17 protein-coding genes and 3 tRNA genes are annotated in these 19,611 nt (G+C 66.2%); 4 read left to right on the top strand and 16 right to left on the bottom strand.

Annotated elements, in window-relative coordinates; translation table 11 throughout:
• The first annotated feature begins 2 nt into the window (after nt 1–2).
• From EC845_RS08265 to EC845_RS08255, 3 genes are all read left to right on the top strand, one after another.
• Nucleotides 3–1,688 carry a sigma-54 dependent transcriptional regulator gene (locus EC845_RS08265; RefSeq protein WP_123297026.1) on the top strand — a complete coding sequence of 562 codons (1,686 nt, stop codon included), beginning with the start codon at nt 3–5 and terminating at the stop codon, nt 1,686–1,688.
• A complete protein-coding gene (ampD, locus tag EC845_RS08260; RefSeq protein ID WP_123297025.1) occupies nt 1,669–2,265 on the top strand; it encodes a 1,6-anhydro-N-acetylmuramyl-L-alanine amidase AmpD in 597 nt (198 codons plus the stop codon). The genes EC845_RS08265 and ampD overlap by 20 nt, the downstream gene beginning before the upstream one ends.
• A 580-nt stretch (nt 2,266–2,845) precedes the next feature.
• On the top strand, nt 2,846–3,547 hold the full coding sequence (locus EC845_RS08255) for a histone H1 (protein ID WP_123297023.1): 702 nt from the start codon (nt 2,846–2,848) through the stop codon (nt 3,545–3,547).
• 87 nt (nt 3,548–3,634) lie between these two features.
• On the opposite strand, the gene EC845_RS08250 is transcribed toward EC845_RS08255, so the two are convergent.
• The 8 genes from EC845_RS08250 to EC845_RS08215 all read right to left on the bottom strand — a co-directional run bounded on the left by EC845_RS08250 (nt 3,635) and on the right by EC845_RS08215 (nt 11,482).
• Nucleotides 3,635–4,543 (bottom strand): carbohydrate kinase family protein, encoded by a 909-nt coding sequence (locus EC845_RS08250; RefSeq protein ID WP_123297021.1) that lies wholly within the window; start codon nt 4,541–4,543, stop codon nt 3,635–3,637.
• Between the two features lie 112 nt (nt 4,544–4,655).
• Nucleotides 4,656–6,035, bottom strand: coding sequence for a zinc-ribbon and DUF3426 domain-containing protein (locus EC845_RS22770; protein ID WP_123297019.1), 1,380 nt, complete (start codon nt 6,033–6,035; stop codon nt 4,656–4,658).
• 40 nt (nt 6,036–6,075) lie between these two features.
• On the bottom strand, nt 6,076–6,960 hold the full coding sequence (prmA, locus tag EC845_RS08240; RefSeq protein ID WP_123297017.1) for a 50S ribosomal protein L11 methyltransferase: 885 nt from the start codon (nt 6,958–6,960) through the stop codon (nt 6,076–6,078).
• A 129-nt stretch (nt 6,961–7,089) separates the two neighbouring features.
• Entirely contained in the window at nt 7,090–8,439 is a 1,350-nt protein-coding gene (gene accC / locus EC845_RS08235; protein WP_123297014.1) for an acetyl-CoA carboxylase biotin carboxylase subunit, read from the bottom strand.
• 104 nt (nt 8,440–8,543) lie between these two features.
• Complete coding sequence (accB, locus tag EC845_RS08230; RefSeq protein ID WP_123297012.1) at nt 8,544–8,996, bottom strand: acetyl-CoA carboxylase biotin carboxyl carrier protein; 453 nt, start codon at nt 8,994–8,996, stop codon at nt 8,544–8,546.
• Between the two features lie 246 nt (nt 8,997–9,242).
• On the bottom strand, nt 9,243–9,797 hold the full coding sequence (locus EC845_RS08225) for a TlpA disulfide reductase family protein (RefSeq protein WP_123297010.1): 555 nt from the start codon (nt 9,795–9,797) through the stop codon (nt 9,243–9,245).
• A 78-nt stretch (nt 9,798–9,875) separates the two neighbouring features.
• The gene (locus EC845_RS08220) at nt 9,876–10,487 is read right to left on the bottom strand and encodes a hypothetical protein (RefSeq protein WP_123297008.1); all 612 of its coding nucleotides are present in this window, start codon (nt 10,485–10,487) and stop codon (nt 9,876–9,878) included.
• A 17-nt stretch (nt 10,488–10,504) separates the two neighbouring features.
• Nucleotides 10,505–11,482, bottom strand: coding sequence for a YihY/virulence factor BrkB family protein (locus EC845_RS08215; RefSeq protein WP_123297005.1), 978 nt, complete (start codon nt 11,480–11,482; stop codon nt 10,505–10,507).
• A 192-nt stretch (nt 11,483–11,674) separates the two neighbouring features.
• Between EC845_RS08215 and mpl the strand changes: the two genes are divergently transcribed.
• Entirely contained in the window at nt 11,675–13,093 is a 1,419-nt protein-coding gene (gene mpl / locus EC845_RS08210) for a UDP-N-acetylmuramate:L-alanyl-gamma-D-glutamyl-meso-diaminopimelate ligase (protein WP_123297003.1), read from the top strand.
• 79 nt (nt 13,094–13,172) lie between these two features.
• On the opposite strand, the gene EC845_RS08205 is transcribed toward mpl, so the two are convergent.
• The 8 genes from EC845_RS08205 to EC845_RS08170 all read right to left on the bottom strand — a co-directional run bounded on the left by EC845_RS08205 (nt 13,173) and on the right by EC845_RS08170 (nt 19,596).
• Nucleotides 13,173–13,481, bottom strand: coding sequence for a hypothetical protein (locus EC845_RS08205; RefSeq protein WP_123297997.1), 309 nt, complete (start codon nt 13,479–13,481; stop codon nt 13,173–13,175).
• 165 nt (nt 13,482–13,646) lie between these two features.
• Nucleotides 13,647–14,819, bottom strand: a complete 1,173-nt coding sequence (locus EC845_RS08200) for a 3-deoxy-7-phosphoheptulonate synthase (protein WP_123297001.1) — start codon at nt 14,817–14,819, stop codon at nt 13,647–13,649.
• A 313-nt stretch (nt 14,820–15,132) separates the two neighbouring features.
• Nucleotides 15,133–16,005 (bottom strand): pirin family protein, encoded by an 873-nt coding sequence (locus tag EC845_RS08195; RefSeq protein ID WP_123297995.1) that lies wholly within the window; start codon nt 16,003–16,005, stop codon nt 15,133–15,135.
• A 72-nt stretch (nt 16,006–16,077) separates the two neighbouring features.
• Nucleotides 16,078–17,007 carry a pirin family protein gene (locus EC845_RS08190; protein ID WP_123296999.1) on the bottom strand — a complete coding sequence of 310 codons (930 nt, stop codon included), beginning with the start codon at nt 17,005–17,007 and terminating at the stop codon, nt 16,078–16,080.
• 270 nt (nt 17,008–17,277) lie between these two features.
• A complete protein-coding gene (gene ettA, locus EC845_RS08185) occupies nt 17,278–18,942 on the bottom strand; it encodes an energy-dependent translational throttle protein EttA (protein ID WP_123296997.1) in 1,665 nt (554 codons plus the stop codon).
• 263 nt (nt 18,943–19,205) lie between these two features.
• Nucleotides 19,206–19,282: transfer RNA gene (locus tag EC845_RS08180), tRNA-Asp, on the bottom strand.
• Nucleotides 19,283–19,362: 80 nt separating this feature from the next.
• Nucleotides 19,363–19,438, bottom strand: a tRNA-Glu gene (locus tag EC845_RS08175).
• Nucleotides 19,439–19,520: 82 nt separating this feature from the next.
• A tRNA-Ala gene (locus tag EC845_RS08170) sits at nt 19,521–19,596 on the bottom strand.
• Nucleotides 19,597–19,611: the final 15 nt, after the last annotated feature.

The raw sequence follows: 19,611 nt of genomic DNA, 5'->3' as shown, positions 1-19,611 counted from the left end.
GCATGACTTCGTCCGCAGCAGCACGCATCCTGGTCGTCGACGACGAGCCCGACCTCCGCACGCTCTACGAGCTGACGCTGCTGCGCGAGGGTTACCAGGTCGATTGCACGGACACCGTGGCCAGCGGCCGCCAGTTGCTGGCGGCCCAGGCCTACGATGTGCTCATCACGGACATGCGCCTGCCCGACGGCAACGGGCTGACCCTGCTCCACGAGGCCCTGGCGCCGGGCCGTCGCGAGCGCTGCCTGGTCATCACCGCTCACGGCTCTGCGGACAGCGCGGTCAGCGCCCTCAAGGCCGGTGCCTTCGACTACCTCACCAAGCCCATCGACCTGCGCCGCCTGAGGCTCTGCGTGGCCTCGGCCATCCAGCAGCAACCCGGCCAGGCCGCGGGCGCATCGGCCGCCTCCTCGCTCCGCCAGACCCCCGACGCGGCACTGGACGACGACGCCCGTGCACCGGCCGAGCTGGCCCGCCTGGTGGGGCAGTCCCCCCCCATGCGCACCGTGCGCACCCGGATCGCACGCGTCTCGCGCAGCATGGCGCCGGTGCTCATCCAAGGCGAATCCGGCACCGGCAAGGAACTCGCGGCACGCGCCGTCCATGCCTGCAGCCACCGCGCCGAAGGGCCTTTCGTGGCCGTCAACTGCGGCGCCATTCCCGAGTCGCTGCTCGAGGCCGAGTTCTTCGGCTCCCGCAAAGGGGCCTACACCGGTGCCACGCACGATCGCCCCGGATTCTTTCAGGCCGCGCACGGCGGCACCCTCTTTCTCGACGAGATCGGCGACCTGCCGCTGTCGATGCAGGCCAAGCTGCTGCGGGCCATACAGGAACGCCAGGTGCGGGTGCTGGGTTCGCCGCAGGAAACGGCCGTGGATGTCCGCATCGTCAGCGCCACGCACAAGGACATGGCCCTGGCCGTGGCCGAAGGCCTCTTCCGCCGCGACCTGTATTACCGGCTCAATGTGATCGACATCACGCTGCCGCCCTTGCGCGACCGGCGCGAGGACATCCCCATGCTGGCCAGGGCCTTGCTGGACCGTATCGCGGCCGACAGCGGCGTGGCGCCGCCGGCCCTTCACGACAGCCTGCTGACCCAGTTGCAGCAGCACCCCCTGCGCGGCAATGTCCGTGAACTCGAGAACCTGCTCCACCGGGCCATGGCGCTCGGCGACGGCCAGGCCCTCGCCGCATCGCTCGAGGACGACCTGCAGTCCGTGCACGACGGTCCGGCCGCAGCGGTCGCCTCCCCCTCGGCGGCCGCGTCGGGCCCGCCCGTCGGCACACCGTCATTCGCCGGGGCCCACTCGCACGCGGCCGGTGCAGACCCGGCCGATGCAGGCCCAGGCGCACGTCCGTTCGACCCAGCCTCCGGCCAGCCGCTCGCGGACGGCGAGTTGCCGAAGGATCTCCAGGCCCATCTCGATGCCTATGAGGCCGACATCATCGGCCGGGCGCTGGAGCGCCATGGCTTCAACCGCACCGCCACGGCGGCCAGCCTCGGACTGAGCCTGCGTCAGATCCGCTACCGCATCGCGCGCCTGAACATCCATGTGCCCGGCCAGGACGCGGACAACCTCACCGTGCAGGCCATTGCCGCACTGCAGGCTCAAGGCGCCGAAGCACCCGGCGACGAGCTCGAAGATCTGCGTCTCAAACCACTGCCCCATGCCCCTGGCCAAGACTGAACCCCGCGCGATCTGGCGCCAAGGCTGGCTGTGGCCGGCCCTGCACGAACCCTCGCCCAACTGCGGGCCACGGCCGCCGGGCACCGCCATCGATCTGGCGCTCGTGCACTCCATCAGCCTGCCGCCGGGCCGGTTCGGTACCGATGCCGTCCGGCAGCTGTTCACCAACACGCTCGACCCCGATGCACACCCCTACTTCGAAAGACTGCGCGGACTCGAGGTGTCGGCCCATTTCTTCATCCGCCGCAATGGCGCGCTGTGGCAGTTCGTGAGCGCCGACGAGCGCGCCTGGCATGCGGGCAAGTCGCGTTTTCAAGGCCGCGACAACTGCAACGACTACGCCGTCGGCATCGAGCTCGAAGGGCTGGAGGGAGAGACCTTCGAGCCGCCGCAATACCGCACGCTGGCCTGGCTCTGCAGGGCCTTGCAGGCACGCTACCCGGTGCGTCACATCACGGGGCACGAGCATGTCGCACCCGGCCGCAAGCACGATCCCGGCGCCGGCTTTTCATGGTCTCGGCTCGCACACGATCTGGCGGACTCGGGACTGCGGATCGAGACGCGGGTTCAGCCTTGAATGCGGTGTCGCGCAGACGGATTTTTCGAGGCCTTTTGTCGATGCGATTGAGCAACAAAACACGGGCACAGGGCATACACCGATCCACGATGCTTTGCTTTTCGGCGAGTCACTCTCATAATCTGAGCAAAGGACTCACACGCGCCGACTCGCATGAAACGCATGGCCTTGCAAACCGCGACCCCAAGCCTGGCCTGTGCCAGCGCTGCAGACCTGACGTGCGTCGCCCGCACGGCTTCGGGCGGGTGCCGTGCTCGACAACAGCCGCACACCGATTGATGACTTCACCCCTGGCCGCACAGCGCTCGACGACACCTCCCGTCCAACAGGTCACGCATGTGCATGCCCGCAGGTCCCGCGCGCAGTCCCCTTCTTCTGGATGCGGCGCAGGCCGCGATTCCACACCAGACCATCGCACGCCGCACGACGGTGCGCACGGCGGTCGTCTGCTCCCCCGTTCATCTCCTTGCGCATGGCTGCACGCATGCCTCTGGCGGCCGTCGCGCAGTGAGATGAATCGTTTGGACCCGGCATTTCGCCCGGTCGAAACGCTCTTTGCAACTTGATCAAGGAGAAAAAAATGGCAACTGCGAAGAAAGCTGCGGCAAGCAAGACCGCACCCGCGAAAAAGGCGGCTCCCGCCAAAAAAGCCGCTGCAGCCCCCAAGGCAGCAGCACCCGCCAAGAAGGTCACTGCCGTGAAGGCAGCTCCGGCCAAGAAGGCAACCGCCGTGAAGGCGGCACCGGCCAAGAAGGCTGCAGCAGCTCCCGCCAAGAAGGCCGCTGCTCCCGCCAAGGCCCCGGCTGCCGCCAAGAAGGCCGCACCCGCCAAGAAGGCAGCAGCCGTGAAAGCGCCTGCAGCCAAGAAGGCGGCACCGGCCAAGAAGGCAGCACCCGCGAAGACGGCTGCGGTGAAGGCCGCTCCGGCCAAGAAGGCAGCCGCTGCGCCGGCCAAGAAAGCCGCTGCAGTGAAGGCCCCGGCAGCCGCCAAGAAGGCAGCCGCTCCGGCCAAGGCCCCCGCAGCAGCCAAGAAGGCTCCGGCCAAAAAGGCTGCCGCTGCGCCGGCCAAGAAGGCCGCTGCAGTGAAGGCTCCGGCAGCCGCCAAGAAGGCAGCAGCCCCGGCCAAGGCGCCCGCAGCAGCCAAGAAGGCTCCGGCCAAAAAGGCTGCAGCGACCAAGGCTCCGCGCGCCAGCAAGAAGACTGCGGCAGCCGCGGCACCGTCGGCAGAAACCACGCTCAACCCCCAGGCTGCGTGGCCTTTCCCGACCTCGCCCAAGCCCTGATCGTCCCTGCGTCGATCATGCAAAAAAGCCGGAGTGCCCCATGGGCCTCCGGCTTTTTTTATCTTGCGGATCCGATCCGCTTTTCGCTCACAGACCGCTCATCAGCGTCTGCAGATCCAGCGTGTAGTTCTGGGGTCCGGCCGTCGCGATCTTGATCGAGCCGACACGGTTGCCGAGGCGCGCGGCACGCACCAGATCCCACTCGCGCTCCAGGCCGTAAAGCAGCGCACTGCGGAAGGCATCGCCGCATCCCGTCGGGTCGACGATGGCTTCGGCCTGCACCGCTTCGACCCGCGTGCAAGCGCCATCGATCCAGACCTCGCAACCCTCGCCGCCGAGCGTGACCACCAGACCCCGGACCTCCTTCGACAGCGCCGCGAAATCCAGGCCGGTGCGTTCGCACAGCATCTTGCCTTCGTAGTCGTTGACGGTGATCCAGTCGGCCAGTTCGACGAAGCGGCGGAGTTCCTGTCCGTTGAACATCGGCAGGCCCTGGCCCGGATCGAAGACAAAGGGAATGCCGCAATCCTTGAACTGCTGGGCGTGCTGCTGCATGGCGTCGCGGCCGTCGGGCGAGACGATGCCCAGCGCCACGTCCTCGCGCGCCGTCACGACCGTGAGGTGCGCAAAGCTCATGGCACCGGGGTGGAAAGCCGTGATCTGGTTGTTCTGCCGGTCGTTCATGATCAGCGCCTGCGCGGTATAGCTGCCCTCGACCTCGCGCACGTAGTCGGTGCCGATGCCGAGGTCCCTGAGGCGCTGCACGTAGTCGGCTCCGTCGATGCCCACGGTCGCCATGGGCAAGGGATCGCCGCCCAGCAGCTTCAGGCCATAAGCGATGTTGGCGGCACAGCCACCGAACTCGCGCCGCAGGCTGGGCACCAGGAAAGACACGTTGAGGTTGTGCAGTTGATCGGCCAGGATCTGGTCGGCAAACTGCCCCTCGAAATTCATGATGGTGTCGAACGCCAACGATCCGCAGATGACTGCTGCCATAACTTACCTTTCTGACTCAAATCAAGGGCCCTGCAGCCCACTTACTCAACGGGACCCAGGCGGCGGCGCATGCTCTCGAATCGCCCCTGGGCGGAAGCTCATGGCCTCGGTATCAGTTGCCCGGCTGGAACAGACGCAGCCGGTAGCCGACGACACCCGTGCCCGCATCGGGCACGGCCGATGGATCGAGCGCCAAGGACAACTCGGCCTTCCAGTTGCTGCCGGCCTGCAGACGCGCGGGGGCCCCCGGCAGATCCGAGGGTGCCAGCCGACGCCGGACCACGGCCTCGCCGGCGGCATCCAGCAAAGACAGCTCGACATGCGGCAGATCCTGCTGATAGGGTGCGCGATTGTGCAGCTCGAAACTCAGCAGATAGGTGCCGTCGCCGCTGCGGTCGAGCCGGCCGGCGCTGATCGACACGCTGTCGGGCAGGCGGGTCGAGGGCACGTTGCAGCCGCCCAGCGTCTGGCAGACCCCGGCCACCGCCCCTTGCAGGCCCTGCGGCTGGCGTGCCAGCCAATCGGGAAAGAACCGGGCCGCGACCTGCATCGCCAGCAGCGCGGCCAGCACCGCCGCCAGGACGGCCAGCACCACCCGGCGCAGGCGTTTCGTGGGCCGGAGCCCGGCAGGTGCGGCCTCGCCAGCCGCGCCGGCATGGGGCGCGGCAAGGGCCGCATCGGCTGCCGCGGCCGGTGTATCGGCGGCGTGCCCCCGCGCAGCGGCCGGTGCCTCGGCATGCAGAGGCGTGGCCTGGGACACGACCGCCCGGGCCTGCGACTTGAGCACCGGCTGGGCGGCATGCTCATCGTCTTCCATGGAAATCGGCAATGCAGGTCCGCGGCCGGCCGAGGCTGGCGTGGCAGACACCGCCGCCGTGGACGGCACGCGAGCCGGCACCGCGACGGGAGTCGCAGCAGCGCGCGCATCGCCCGGCCTGGGCGGGGGGTGACCCAACAAGACCTCGGGCACGCCCTGCTGCGCGCTCGGAAGGGCCAGGAAATCGGGGATTTCGATGTCGCCACCGTAGACCGCCGGATCGTCCGCCCCGCCGTGCGAGGCGGCGGGCCGCGACGTCGGCAAACCGCTGTCGTGTCCGTTGCCTGAAGCGAACCGGGCAGACGCAGCCGGTGCCGGAGCCGGTGACGAAGCGGGGTCGACCAGGTCCAGACTGAGCGCGGCCAGCCAGTCGGGCATGGCCGGCGGCGGATGGCCCGGCTGTGCGCCACTGCGATGCGCGTCTTCGTCGAGATCGAAGTCGAGATCGATGGCGTCGGCCTCGGGCCACACCGAAGGCGGTGCGGGATGCGGCACGGCGGCAATGCCGGGTTGCGGCGCAGGCGGCCGTGGCCGATCGAGTGCATGGGCCTGCGCCACGAAGGCATGCTGGCAATGGCCGCAACGCACCCAGCCGTCGGCCACCTTGAGCTGGTCGGCGACCAGCTTGAACAGCGTGCCACAGGCGGGGCAGCTTGCGCTCAGCACCGCGGTCATGGCCACATCGCCTTCAGCATGTGCCAGGGCACGGGGCTGCTCACGGCTTGCGACCGGTCATGAGTATCCAGCCCTCTTGCGTATTGCTCACCTCGAGCGCCAGGTAGGGCGCGTAGGCTTCCTTCAGCTCGTCGGCCTGGCGTTCCAGGATGCCGGCCAGCACCAGGCTTCCGCCGGGAGCCACATGGCTGCAGAGCAAGGGTGCCAGCAACTTGAGCGGCGTCGCCAGAATGTTGGCCAGCACGGTCTGGTACAGACCCTGCGCGGCTTCGGGCAGACCGGCCTGCAGCTCCACGCGGTTGGCCTGCGCATTGGCCACCGTCGCATCCACGGCCGCGGGGTCGATGTCGACGGCATCGATCTGCGCAGCGCCGTACTTGCCGGCACCGATGGCCAGAATGCCGGAGCCACAGCCGTAGTCCAGCACACGCTGGCCGGTCAGGTCGCGCGCGGCGATCCAGCCCAGACACATGCGGGTGGTCGGATGGGTGCCGGTGCCGAAGGCGAGGCCCGGATCGAGCCGGATCACCTGGCGGGCCTGTTCGGGCGGCTCGTGCCAGGTCGGCACGATCCAGAAATCGTCGGTGATGGGCACGGGCGCGAACTGCGACTGCGTCAGGCGAACCCAGTCCTCGGCCGGCACTTCGTTCACGCCCAGCACCTCGCAGCCACCAAAGAAGTCCTGCACCATCAGCAGTTGCGTGGCCTCGACGGCCTCGGCACGCTGCGCAAACAGCGCCAGCACGCGCGATCGCTGCCAGCCGTCCTTGGGCGGCGGCATGCCGGGCTCGCCGAACAGGGCTTGCTCGGCATCGGTCTGCGCATCCGCATCCTCGACGGACACGCTCAACGCGTCCAGCGCATCCAGCGCATCGCTCACCAGCTCGACCCGGTCTTCGGGACACATCAGGCGCAGTTCAAACATCGTCGGTCACTCCAAGGCCCGCATCGGGCCGGCCGCCAGAAACCACAAAGCCCGGCGCCGTGCCGGCAGAACCGGCGACAGCATCGGGCAAGGGCCTGACGGCCTGGTTGCAAAAGCGTGGAAAGGGGATCAGCGGTTGCGCTGTTCCATCCACTGTTCCAGGTAATGGATGTTGGTGCCGCCGGCGCAGAAGCTGGCATCGACCATCAGCTCGCGGTGCAGCGGAACATTGGTGAGGATACCCTCGACCACCGTTTCGCCCAAGGCCGTTCGCATGCGCGCCAGAGCCTCTTCGCGGGTGTCGCCGTGAACGATGAGCTTGCCGATCATCGAGTCGTAGTTCGGCGGCACATAGTAGTTGGTGTAGGCATGCGAGTCGACGCGCACGCCGGGACCGCCCGGTGCATGCCAGGTGGTGATGCGTCCCGGCGAAGGCGTGAACTTGTAGGGATGCTCGGCGTTGATGCGGCACTCGATGGCATGGCCGCGAATCTGCACCTGGCGCTGCGTGAAAGCCAGCTTCTCGCCTGCGGCGATGAGGATCTGGTTCTTCACGATGTCCACGCCGGTGATCATCTCGGTCACCGGATGCTCGACCTGGACCCGCGTGTTCATTTCGATGAAATAGAACTCGCCGTCTTCGTACAGGAACTCGAACGTGCCGGCTCCACGGTAGCCGATGCGTTTGCAGGCCGAGGCGCAGCGGTCGCCGATCTTCTCGATGAGCTTGCGCGGAATGCCGGGAGCCGGCGCTTCCTCGATCACCTTCTGGTGGCGGCGCTGCATGGAGCAGTCGCGCTCGCCCAGGTAGACGGCGTTGCGGTGCGTATCGGCCAGCACCTGGATCTCGATGTGCCGGGGGTTCTGCAGGAATTTCTCCATGTAGACCTCCGGGTTGCCGAACGCGGCCTGCGCTTCGGCCTTGGTCATCTGCACGGCATTGACCAGGGCGGCTTCGGTGTGCACGACACGCATGCCGCGGCCACCGCCGCCGCCGGCGGCCTTGATGATCACGGGATAACCGACCGCCTTGGCGATGCGGCGGATCTCGGCCGGGTTGTCGGGCAACGCGCCTTCGGAGCCGGGCACGCAAGGCACACCGGCCTTGATCATCGCCTGCTTGGCCGACACCTTGTCACCCATGATGCGGATGGACTCGGGGGTGGGGCCGATGAAGGTGAAACCGCTCTTTTCGACGCGTTCGGCGAAATTGGCGTTCTCGGACAGGAAACCGTAGCCCGGGTGGATCGCTTCCGCGTCGGTCACCTCGGCGGCCGAGATGATGGCGGGCATGCTGAGGTAGCTCTGCGGCGAAGGCGCAGGGCCGATGCAGACGGCCTCGTCAGCGAGCTTGACGTACTTGGCGTCGCGATCGGCTTCGGAATAGACCATGACCGCCTTGACACCCAGTTCGCGGCAGGCACGCTGGATACGCAATGCGATCTCGCCACGGTTGGCAATCAGGATTTTTTTGAACATAGATGAGGTTCAGCGTTGAGCTGTCTAAGGACCGCATCGAGCCCACGCCCGGCGCGCCGGCATTCCCCATCGGTCGGGGGATGCCGCAGGGACGTGGAACTCACTTATTCAATGATGAACAGCGGTTGGCCGTACTCGACGGCTTGACCGTTTTCGACCAGGATCTTCGTGACGGTGCCGGTCTTGTCGGCCTCGATCTCATTGAGGATCTTCATGGCCTCGATGATGCAGATGGTATCGCCTTCCTTGATGCTGTCGCCGATTTCGACGAAAGGCTTCGCACCCGGGCTCGAAGAACGGTAGAAGGTGCCCACCATGGGCGACTTGACGCTGTGACCGGTCTCGACGGCAGGAGCCGCTGCGACGGCACTGGCTGCGGCGGGAACCGCGGCAGCGGCGACAGGGGCTGCCACCGGAGCGGCAACCAGCGGGGCGGCGACGACTTGGGCGCCGGCCTTGACGATGCGGACCTTGCCTTCGGCCTCGGTGATTTCGAGTTCAGAAACGTTGGACTCGGACACGAGGTCGATCAGGGTCTTGAGTTTACGTAGATCCATAAAAGATGCTCCAGACGCCGCACTCCCGGCGGCCATTAATGAAGGAGTTTACATCAAATCACCCCAAAACCATTCAAATTGGGGTATTTGACGCCATTTCCATCAATCGTCGAGCATCATCGATCAAGACATTCCAGCCTCATGCCCCCTGGCAAGCCGCGCCTGGACGCTCGATCGGCACCGTTCAAGAGAGACGGGGTGGCGAACTCTACCAGAGTCGGAGCAAATGGCAAAATCCGAAAAAAATCAGCTCGCCGCCCGGCGTGTCCAGTCCGCCAGCTCGGACGCACTGAGCTGGCCGGTCTTGCGCTCCAGCAGCCGGCCATCGGCACCGATCAGCAGCGAGTAAGGCAAGCCGCCCTTGTCGTTGCCCAGCCTGCGGCTCAAGCCCAGACCGGCCGGCCCGGCCACCCCGACAGGGAAGCGCACCGGCAGACGCTGCAGGAAGCGCTGCACCGGCGCCATCGGGTCGGCGGCGAGGCCCAGCACCTTCAACCGGCCGGCGGACTGCGCATCCACCGAATCGAGCAGGGGCATTTCCTCGAGGCACGGCGCGCACCACGTGGCCCAGAAATTGACCAGCAGAGCGTGTCCCTGCCAATCGGCCAGGCGCAGGGTGCCGCCATCGGGCTGCGGCAGGGCGAGCGTCCACAACTCGTCCAGCGGATCGGGTGTTCGGCGCGACCACAGCCACGCTCCGGCGAGCGACAACCCCAGAGCCGCCGCGCCGCCCCCTGCCAGCAGGCGCCGGCGATTCGGCTTCGGAACGCGGGTCGGGTCCGTCGAAGAAGGCAAAGTCATGAGAGGAATTCCAGTGGGAGCAGGCGCTGCGTGCCGGCTCTCTTGCGAGAAAACGGGCCGCGGCACGTGCGGTACCGCTCAGTCGGCCGCGCGTGCTTCGAGCAGCCGGGCGACCGCACGCGCATCGCCACGCGGCACACGGCCCTGCGGATCGGCCTTGAGGGCGCCCCGCAGATCGTCGAGATCGTAAATCACCAGATGCACCATCACGGTTTCGCCCGCCAGCACACCCGATGCCTCGCCACGGACGCCGATGCTCAGCACATCGACCGTCTGTCCCTGAAAACCCGGGATGCTGGCCACGTCGTAGCGCACATCCCGGTTGATCAGTTCGATCTCGGCCGATTTCGGGTCGTCGCAGAACAACTGCAGATAGATGTCGGAGAGCCGGGTGGCCGTGCCCGTCCAGACCGCACCGCTGAGGTAGGGGCGGAAATCGGCCAGGCGATTCATCCACTCGAGGGCCAGGCCGCGCAAGGCCCGCAGTTCGTCGGGCTGGGTTTCGCCGCAGAACACCGCCAGGTACTCCCGCACCTCGGCTTCGAGCTGGTCGTTGTCCGGCAAGGCCGTGCGCGCCGGCAGCTTGAGTTGCTTGAGGGCACGCCGCTTGGCCGGACCGTACTCCAGGCCTTCCTCGACCACCAGACGGGCCGCCGTGGCGGAGATCTCCGCCATCAGGTCATCACGCATATCGATTCAACTGTCCATCATCCTGAATAAGGGGGCTGGGCCGGCATGTCTCGTTCGCGCTGCACTTCCATCGCATCGATCGCCCGATGCCGCGCGGCCTGCATCGCGGCACGGTGCTCGGGGGATCCGGGCGCAGCGCCTTGGGGACAGCTCTTGAGCACCCAGGTCAACTCGGCACCATACAGGAAGATCATGGACGAGAAATAAACCCACAGCATCACCACCACCACCGAGCTGGCTGCGCCGTAGACGGAGGCCGCCGCCGCGCGTCCGAGGTAGAAGCCGATCAGCGACTTGCCCAGTGTAAAGAGCAGCGCACTGACAAAAGCGCCCGGCAGCACATGCCGCCAGGAGAACCGGCGCGACGGCAAGCCCATCATGAGGCTGCCGAAGAACGCCATGATGACGACAAACGACAGCAGCGGATTGAGCACCTGCGCAATGGCGACCCAGCCCCCGGTGTGGGCACTCACCCACTGGTCGGCAGCCGACAGATAGGCCGACAGCATGAGCGAGACCATCATGAGAAAACCGATGGCGAACAGCATGGAAAACGTCAGCAGACGGGTCCGCACCAGGACCCATCCCTTGACCAGCCAGTTGGCCTCGGGCTGGGTCGGCTCGGGTATGCACCAGACGCCGTCGAGCGAACGCCGCAGCTCCACCAGCACCCCCGTCGCACCGATCAGCAGAGTCACCAGCGCGATCACCGTCGCCACGATGCCTTCGGCCGGCCGGGACGCAGCGGCCAGCAGGCTGGTGACCAGATCGCCCAGTTGCGGCCCGGCCAGTTCGGTCACCTCGCCGACCAGTTCGTTGTGGGCCGTACCCGAGCCGAACACCAGGCCGACCACGCCCACCACGATGATGAGCAACGGCGCCAGACTGAAGACGGTGTAGTAGGACAGCGCGGCGGCCAGCCTGGGGCACTGGTCGTCGATCCACTGGATGGCGGCGGCGATCAGTGCCTGCCAGGCGTATCGAATGGTGTTCATGCGTAATCCCCAATATCTCGAGCCAAGCGATGCCCTGCCGCGCCCAGTGCGGTCATGGCAGCGTGCTACGGCGACCGTAGCTGGCCTTGATGATAAATCGGCAGGCCGGACGGGCGTGTCATCAAACAGGCCTCCCCGGCGCGGGAAAAACCAGCGGCGGGCAAGCTGAAATCAGCCGCATAAAATGCCGCGATGCATATCCATATCCTCGGCATTTGCGGCACCTTCATGGGAGGTGTCGCGGCATTGGCCCGTGAAGCCGGACACCGCGTCACCGGCTGCGACAGCGGCGTCTACCCTCCCATGAGCGACCAGTTGCGTGCCCTGGGCATCGACCTGATCGAGGGATACGGCACCGAACAGCTGGCGCTCGCCCCCGACATCTGGGTGGTCGGCAACGTGGTCTCGCGTGCCCGGCTGGCCGACGGCTCGGCCAAGTTCCCGCTGATGGAAGCCATCATGGATGCCGGCCAGCGCTACACCAGCGGGCCGCAATGGCTGGCCGAACACATCCTGCAAGACCCGAAGCGTCCGCGTCACGTGCTGGCCGTGGCCGGCACGCACGGCAAGACGACCACCACGTCGATGCTCGCCTGGATACTCGAGCATGCGGGCCTGGCTCCGGGTTTCCTGGTGGGCGGCGTTCCGCTCAATTTCGGTGTCTCGGCCCGGCTGGGCTCGGGCGCCCCTTTCGTGATCGAGGCCGACGAATACGACACGGCGTTCTTCGACAAACGCAGCAAGTTCGTTCACTACCGCCCCCGCACGGCGATCCTGAACAACCTCGAGTTCGATCACGCCGATATCTTCGACGACCTCGCGGCCATCGAGCGCCAGTTCAACCACCTCGTGCGCACCGTGCCGCCTTCGGGATGCGTGGTCCACAACGCGGCCGAAGCCAGCCTGGGCCGTGTCCTCGCACAAGGTTGCTGGAGCCGGCAGACCGGTTTCTCGGAAGCCAGCGGCCAGGGCGACTGGCAGGCCGACGGCCCGCCGCATGATTTCCGAGTTCGCCATCAGGGCCAGGTGGTCGCGCATCTCGCCTGGTCGATCACCGGGGTGCACAACCAGCTCAATGCAGTGGCCGCCATTGCCGCGGCCTCGCATCTGGGCGTCGATGCCCAGACGGCGGCCGAGGCACTGGCCGTTTTCCAGAACGTGCGACGCCGCATGGAAGTCCGGGGCGTGGTGGAGATCGAGCGCGACGGCATCCGGGGTCCGGTCACCGTCTACGACGATTTTGCCCATCATCCCACCGCCATCGCGACCACGCTGGACGGACTTCGCCGCCGCGTGGGACCGGCCAGCCGCATCCTCGCCATCTTCGAGCCCCGCAGCAACACCATGAAACTGGGCACCATGAAGGCCCAGTTGCCCGACAGCCTGCAGCAGGCCGACCTGGCCTTCTGCCACAGCGGCGGACTGGACTGGGACGCCACGGCGGCCCTCGAACCGATGGGTGAACGGGCCCTCGTGGCCCCCACGATCGAGGCCCTGGTCGATGCGGTGATGCAGGCCGTGCGCCCCGGCGATCAACTGCTGTGCATGAGCAACGGCGGCTTCGGCGGCGTGCATGCCAAGCTGCTCGAACGCCTGCGTCGACTCGGGTGATCCCCAGACAGGCAGCGGCCCCTGGCGGGACCCCGCGGCCTGGGCCGCACCCTTCACGCCGGCCAAAAGACGCGGGGACTCACACCACGGTCTGCCGCACCAGATCCACGCGCACATTCGGTCTGCCCAGCGCCCCACGCACGGCCTGGGCATAGGCACGACCCCATTCGGCATCGGCCAGCAAGGCTTCGCCGGCCTCGAGCGCAATCGCCAGCACCTTGTCGGCGATCAGCACCTTGCCGGTCGCACGCAAGGGCTCGCAATCCAGCTCGATGAACTGATCGTCCAGCCACCGGCGGGCCGACGCCGAATCCAGGGCACCGGCCGGCCCCACATCGAAGAAAAACTCCCGGCCCGTGGCCAGTACCACCACCACTTCGCTGCGCATGGATGTCTCCCGCTTGAAACCGACGAACGGCATGTATCGGCCCGCGGCATCTGCAGCGAACCCCCAGCAGCGAGACTAGGCGGTCGCGGCCGGCGCCGCCACACGGAATGTCCCTAGGCGCGATAGCCGCCGACACGACATTTGCGTGGGCCGCCGGCCCGGTCGTCAGGCTTGCACCAGCGCGCCGGCGGCGTCGGCCGCGAGTGCGGTGGCACGTGCGGCACGACGGGCTTCGACGGCGGCCGACAGTTGCGCCAGCAGCGCGACCGAGGCATCCCAGCCCAGGCAGCCGTCGGTGATGCTCTTGCCGTATTCCAGGCCGGCGACGTCGTCGCTGCCGGGCGAGAACTTCTGGGCACCGGCCTGCAGGTGGCTTTCGATCATCACGCCGAAGATGCGATCGGAACCCGAGGCGATCTGGCCGGCGATGTCGCCGGCCACCTCGACCTGGCGTTCGGGCTGCTTGAGGCTGTTGGCGTGCGAGCAATCGACCATGAGGCGTGCGGGCAACTGGGCCTTTTCGAGATCGGCGCAGGCTGCAGCCACGCTGGCGGCATCGTAGTTCGGCGTCTTGCCGCCGCGCAGGATGACGTGGCAGTCGGGATTGCCCGCCGTCTCGACCACCGCGACCAAGCCGTTTTTCTGCACCGACAGGAAATGGTGGCCACGCGCGGCGGCCTGGATGGCGTCGGTTGCGATGCGGATGTTGCCGTCCGTGCCGTTCTTGAAACCGACCGGCGCCGACAGGCCCGAGGCGAGTTCGCGGTGCACCTGGCTCTCGGTGGTACGTGCACCGATGGCGCCCCACGAGATCAGGTCGCCGATGTACTGGGGCGAGATGGTGTCGAGGAACTCGCTGCCCGCCGGCACGCCCATGCGGTTGATGTCGAGCAGCAGCTGGCGTGCGATGCGCAGGCCTTCGTCGATGCGGAAGCTGCCGTCGAGGTAAGGATCGTTGATCAGGCCCTTCCAGCCCACCGTGGTGCGGGGTTTCTCGAAGTACACGCGCATCACCACTTCCAGCGTGCCCGCGTACTGCTCGCGCAGCGGCTTGAGGCGGCGGGCGTATTCGAGCGCAGCCATCGGGTCGTGGATGGAGCACGGTCCGATCACCACCAGCAGCCGGTCGTCGCGGCCGTGGATGATGTTCTTGGTGGCGTGCCGGGTCTCGGCCACCAGCGCTTCGCTGGCGGTACCGCGGATGGGGAAAAAGCGGATGAGGTGTTCTGGGGGCGGGAGCACGGTGATGTCCTGGATTCGTTCGTCGTCGGTGTGGCCTGTGCGGTGGACGGAATCCGGATACCAGGGTTCGGAAGAAAGCGTGGGCTTGGCGTTCATGTGATGTGCTCCTGATGCGATTTGTCGGGGGGTGAAAGGGGGCGAAAGACCGGGGGGGGTTGAAAACGGTGAAGGCAAAAAAAAACCGCTGGTGGGGCTCGATGCCCCACCAGCGGTCTTTAGTGATTCCTACGCGTCGTCTACTCTACTTGTGCGTGGGCCTCTCTGCCGCTAATGGGGCGTGAGATCCAAAAATAAAAGTAGAAGTAGGCCTTCGACATATGCGGCTAATGTACTCCAGCGATCCGCAATTGCCTAGTCTCGACGATCTGTTGCGCCAAAGCCGCAGGCATCCGGCCGTCCATCCGGGGCCTCAACGATGCGGCAGGGGGATGAATTCCTCGTCGTCCTGCGGCGGCAAGGCGATCCGGCCGGCTTCCCAGTCGGCCTTGGCCTGCTCGATGCGCTCCTTGCGCGAGGACACGAAGTTCCACCACAGAAATCGCGTCCCCAGCGGTTCGCCGCCCAGCAGCATCACCACGCTGGGCTCGCGTGCGACGAGGTCGGGCACAGCGCCGGGCGGCACGATCAGCATCTGCCCGGCCGAAAGCGACTGCGTGCCGAAATCGACCGCACCCGAAACGACATAGGCCGCACGCTCGGCATGCCCGCGAGGCCACGGCCAGGCCGCCCCGGCCTGCAGGTGCAAGTGGGCGTAGAACAGGGGCGAATGCGTCTGCACGGGGCTGGTCAGGCCATAGGCCTCGCCGGCGATCAGGCGCATCCAGACACCGTCGGCCTCGGCCGTGGGCAAGGCCGCTGCGGCATGGTTGGCAAAGGCCGGCGCCGTCTCTTCGTGCTCTTGCGGCAACCCGACCCAGAACTGCAGCAGTTCGAGCCCCGAACCGGCCATGGCGGCGACGTCCTCGAAACGTTCGCTGTGGGCAATGCCGCGCCCCGCCGTCATCCAGTTCACCTCGCCCGGCGTGATGACCTGTTTCACGCCCAGGCTGTCGCGGTGCGTGACCGAGCCGCTGAGCAGGTAACTCACCGTCGACAGGCCGATGTGAGGATGGGGACGCACGTCGGCCGCACGCGCGGCTTCCGCCGCCATGCGGACCGGACCCGCGTGGTCGAAAAACACGAAGGGGCCGACCGCGCGCTGCTGCGCGTGCGGCAGCAGGCGATGCACGATCAGGCCATGCCCGAGATCGGCCTTGCGGCCGCTGAAAACAGTCTGGATCATCGATTTCTCCATGCGTGTGTCATCGACAGGCCGAAGCGCCGCAGCACGTCCCGCGGACGGCATCGGCTTGCTTCATTGGGGCGACGCCGCCTCGGCCATGCGGCCGAATCGGCCCGAATTGAAATCTTCCACGGCCTGCACGATTTCGTCACGCGAATTCATCACAAAAGGCCCGTAGCCCACCACCGGTTCGTCGATCGGTTCGGCACTGAGGACCAGCAGCCGGGCCTGCTCCGGCTGGCCGCCGTCCTCGGGCGTTCCGCCCGTGACCACCTCGAGATCGATCGCCGTCCCGGCGCGCGTCAGCAGCGCCACCTGGGCGTCGCGCAATTCATGCGGCCCGTTCACCTTCACCCGGCCGTGCAGGACCATGACCATCGCCACATGGCCTTCCGGCACCTCGAGTGTCGGGTGCGCACCGGGGGCAAGGGCGACATCCCACACATTCATCGGCGTGAAGGTGTGTGCCGGCCCTTGCACGCCGTTGAAATCTCCCGCGACCACCCGCAGCAGGCCGGCCGGCCGGTCCGAGTCGCCGGACGGAAGCGGCACCGCCGGAATATCGCCCGACACGATGCTCTGGTACCCGGCCGGCGCTTGTTTGGCACTCGCCGGAAGGTTGACCCAGAGCTGCACGTTCTGCAGCACCCCGCCCTCGCGGGTGAATCGCGGGCTGTGGAATTCCTCGTGCAGGATGCCCGCACCCGCCGTCATCCACTGCACGTCGCCGGCACCGATGAGACCGCCCTGCCCGGTCGAATCGCGGTGTGCCAGTTCGCCCTGGTAGACCAGCGTGACGGTTTCGAAACCCCGATGCGGGTGCTGGCCAACCCCGCGCGGCTGGGCGGTAGGCTCGAACGGCGTCGGGCTCACGTAGTCCAGCATGAGAAACGGATTGGCCACCCGTCCCAGGTCGTTGTAGCTGAAGAGTGTGCGAACCGGGAATCCGTCGCCCACCCAGTGGCGCGGACTGCGTCCGTGCACGCTGACCAGTTTTTTCATGGGGTCGCTCCTTGTCTGTCTGTGAAAGAAGCCCGGGCGCGATTCGCGCCAAGCCGGGCCAGGGTTGCAGGGAGCGTCTGCGCGCGCCGTGAACCCGTTCTCCAAAGATAACGACAAATCGCGTGCAGACCACACCGATTGGTGCACGAGACCGTTCCAGCCATGCAACGCTGGCCGTTTCCTGGCAGGGACGCATTCCGGTCGCCCATGAAAAAACCCCCTCCGGGCTCGAGGCCCGAAGGGGGTTTCCGCGATGGCGTCGGGCCGCGCTTACTTGAGCGGCTTGTAGCGCATGCGCTTGGGCTTGGCACCCTCTTCACCCAGGCGCCTCTTCTTGTCGGCTTCGTACTCCTGGTAGTTGCCGTCGAAGAAAGTCCACTGCGACTCGCCTTCGGCGGCCAGGATGTGGGTGGCGATGCGGTCGAGGAACCAGCGGTCATGGCTGATGACCAGCACGGTGCCGGCGAACTCGAGCAGCGCATCTTCGAGCGCGCGCAGGGTTTCCACGTCCAGATCGTTCGACGGTTCATCGAGCAGCAGCACGTTGCCGCCCGAGATCAGCGTCTTGGCCAGATGCAGACGGCCACGCTCGCCACCGGAGAGGTTGCCCACCCGCTTCTGCTGGTCGTTGCCGGAGAAGTTGAAGCGGCCACAGTAGGCACGGCTGGCGACCTGGAACTTGCCGATCTGCAGCATGTCGAGGCCGTCGGAAATCTCTTCCCACACGGTCTTTTCACCGGCCAGCGAATCGCGCGTCTGGTCGACAAAAGCCATCTTCACGGTGGAACCCACCACCACTTCGCCCGAATCGGGCGTATCGCGGCCGGCGATGAGCTTGAACAGCGTCGACTTGCCGGCGCCGTTGGGGCCGATGATGCCGACGATGGCGCCCGCAGGAATCTTGAAGCTCAGGTCGTCGATGAGCAAACGATCGCCGAAGGCCTTGCTGACGTTGTTGAACTCGATGACCTGGCTGCCCAGACGGTCGGCCACGGGAATGAAGATTTCCTGGGTCTCGTTGCGTTTCTGGTAGTCGAAATCGCTGAGCTCCTCGAAGCGGGCGATACGCGCCTTGCTCTTGGCCTGACGGCCCTTGGGGTTCTGGCGCACCCACTCGAGTTCCTTCTTCAGGGCCTTGGCGCGAGACTCTTCGCCCTTCTTTTCCTGCTCGAGGCGATTCTGCTTCTGGTCGAGCCAGCTGGAATAGTTGCCCTTCCACGGGATGCCGTGACCGCGGTCGAGTTCCAGGATCCACTCGGCGGCGTTGTCCAGGAAGTAACGATCGTGGGTGATGGCCACGACGGTGCCGGGGAAACGCTGCAGGAACTGTTCGAGCCAGTCGACCGATTCCGCATCCAAGTGGTTGGTCGGCTCGTCGAGCAGCAGCATGTCGGGCTTGGACAGCAGCAGGCGGCACAGTGCGACGCGGCGCTTTTCGCCACCCGACAGGGGGCCGATGGCCGCTTCCCACGGCGGCAGACGCAGGGCGTCGGCGGCGAGTTCGAGCTGCAGATCGGTGTTTTCGCTGCCGGCGGCCGCGATGATGGCTTCGAGTTCGGCTTGCTCGGCGGCGAGCTTGTCGAAGTCAGCCTCCGGATCGGCGTACTCGTTGTAGACCTCTTCGAGGCGTTTTTTGGCAGCCAGTGCACCGCCCAGGCCTTCCTCGACCGTTTCGCGCACGGTCTTGGCGGGATCGAGTTGAGGTTCCTGCGGCAGATATCCGATGTTCAAGCCAGGCATGGGGATTGCCTCGCCCTCGATCTCCTTGTCGATGCCGGCCATGATCTTGAGCAGCGAGGACTTGCCCGAACCGTTGACACCGAGCACGCCGATCTTGGCGCCGGGGAAGAAAGAAAGCGAAACGTCCTTCAAGATCTGGCGCTTGGGCGGCACAGTCTTGCTGACCTTGTTCATGCTGAAGACGTATTGAGCCATGTGACGTGTGTTCTCAGTCGTTTTCGAAAAAATGGGGACTGGCCCCGGACGCCAGCAAAGACGCCAGGACCGCGGCGCAGCAGGCCGAATGACGCGACGAGGATCGTCGCACACCTGGATTCTGCAGCAGTTGTCCGGACCTGGCAGCGCCGCCGCACCGGACCGGAGGCCATCGTGACGATGATGCCCGATTCTGCGCGCGGAATGACGCGCACAAAGACAAAACCCGCTACCCTTTTCAGAGTAACGGGCTTTGATTTTTATGGCGGAGCGGACGGGACTCGAACCCGCGACCCCCGGCGTGACAGGCCGGTATTCTAACCAACTGAACTACCACTCCTGGTAGATTGCGTTCACCGCACATCTAGAGCTGTGCGACCAAGTGCAACCGACTTGTGCCTACTTCACTTTCGTGAAATCTGGCGACCCTACGGGGATTCGAACCCCGGTACTCACCGTGAAAGGGTGATGTCCTAGGCCTCTAGACGATAGGGTCAAAACCTAAGAACTTCCGTTCTATCTTGCTATCAATTCTACACTAACTTTTCAGTCATTTTCGAATCGACAACTTTAATTTTTGGTGGAGGTAAACGGGATCGAACCGATGACCTCTTGCATGCCATGCAAGCGCTCTCCCAGCTGAGCTATACCCCCGTATCCACAACATCT

The organism is Comamonas sp. BIGb0124 (genome assembly GCF_003752175.1).
Classification (GTDB): domain Bacteria; phylum Pseudomonadota; class Gammaproteobacteria; order Burkholderiales; family Burkholderiaceae_C; genus Comamonas_F.
This window is presented reverse-complemented; position numbering and strand designations above follow the sequence as displayed.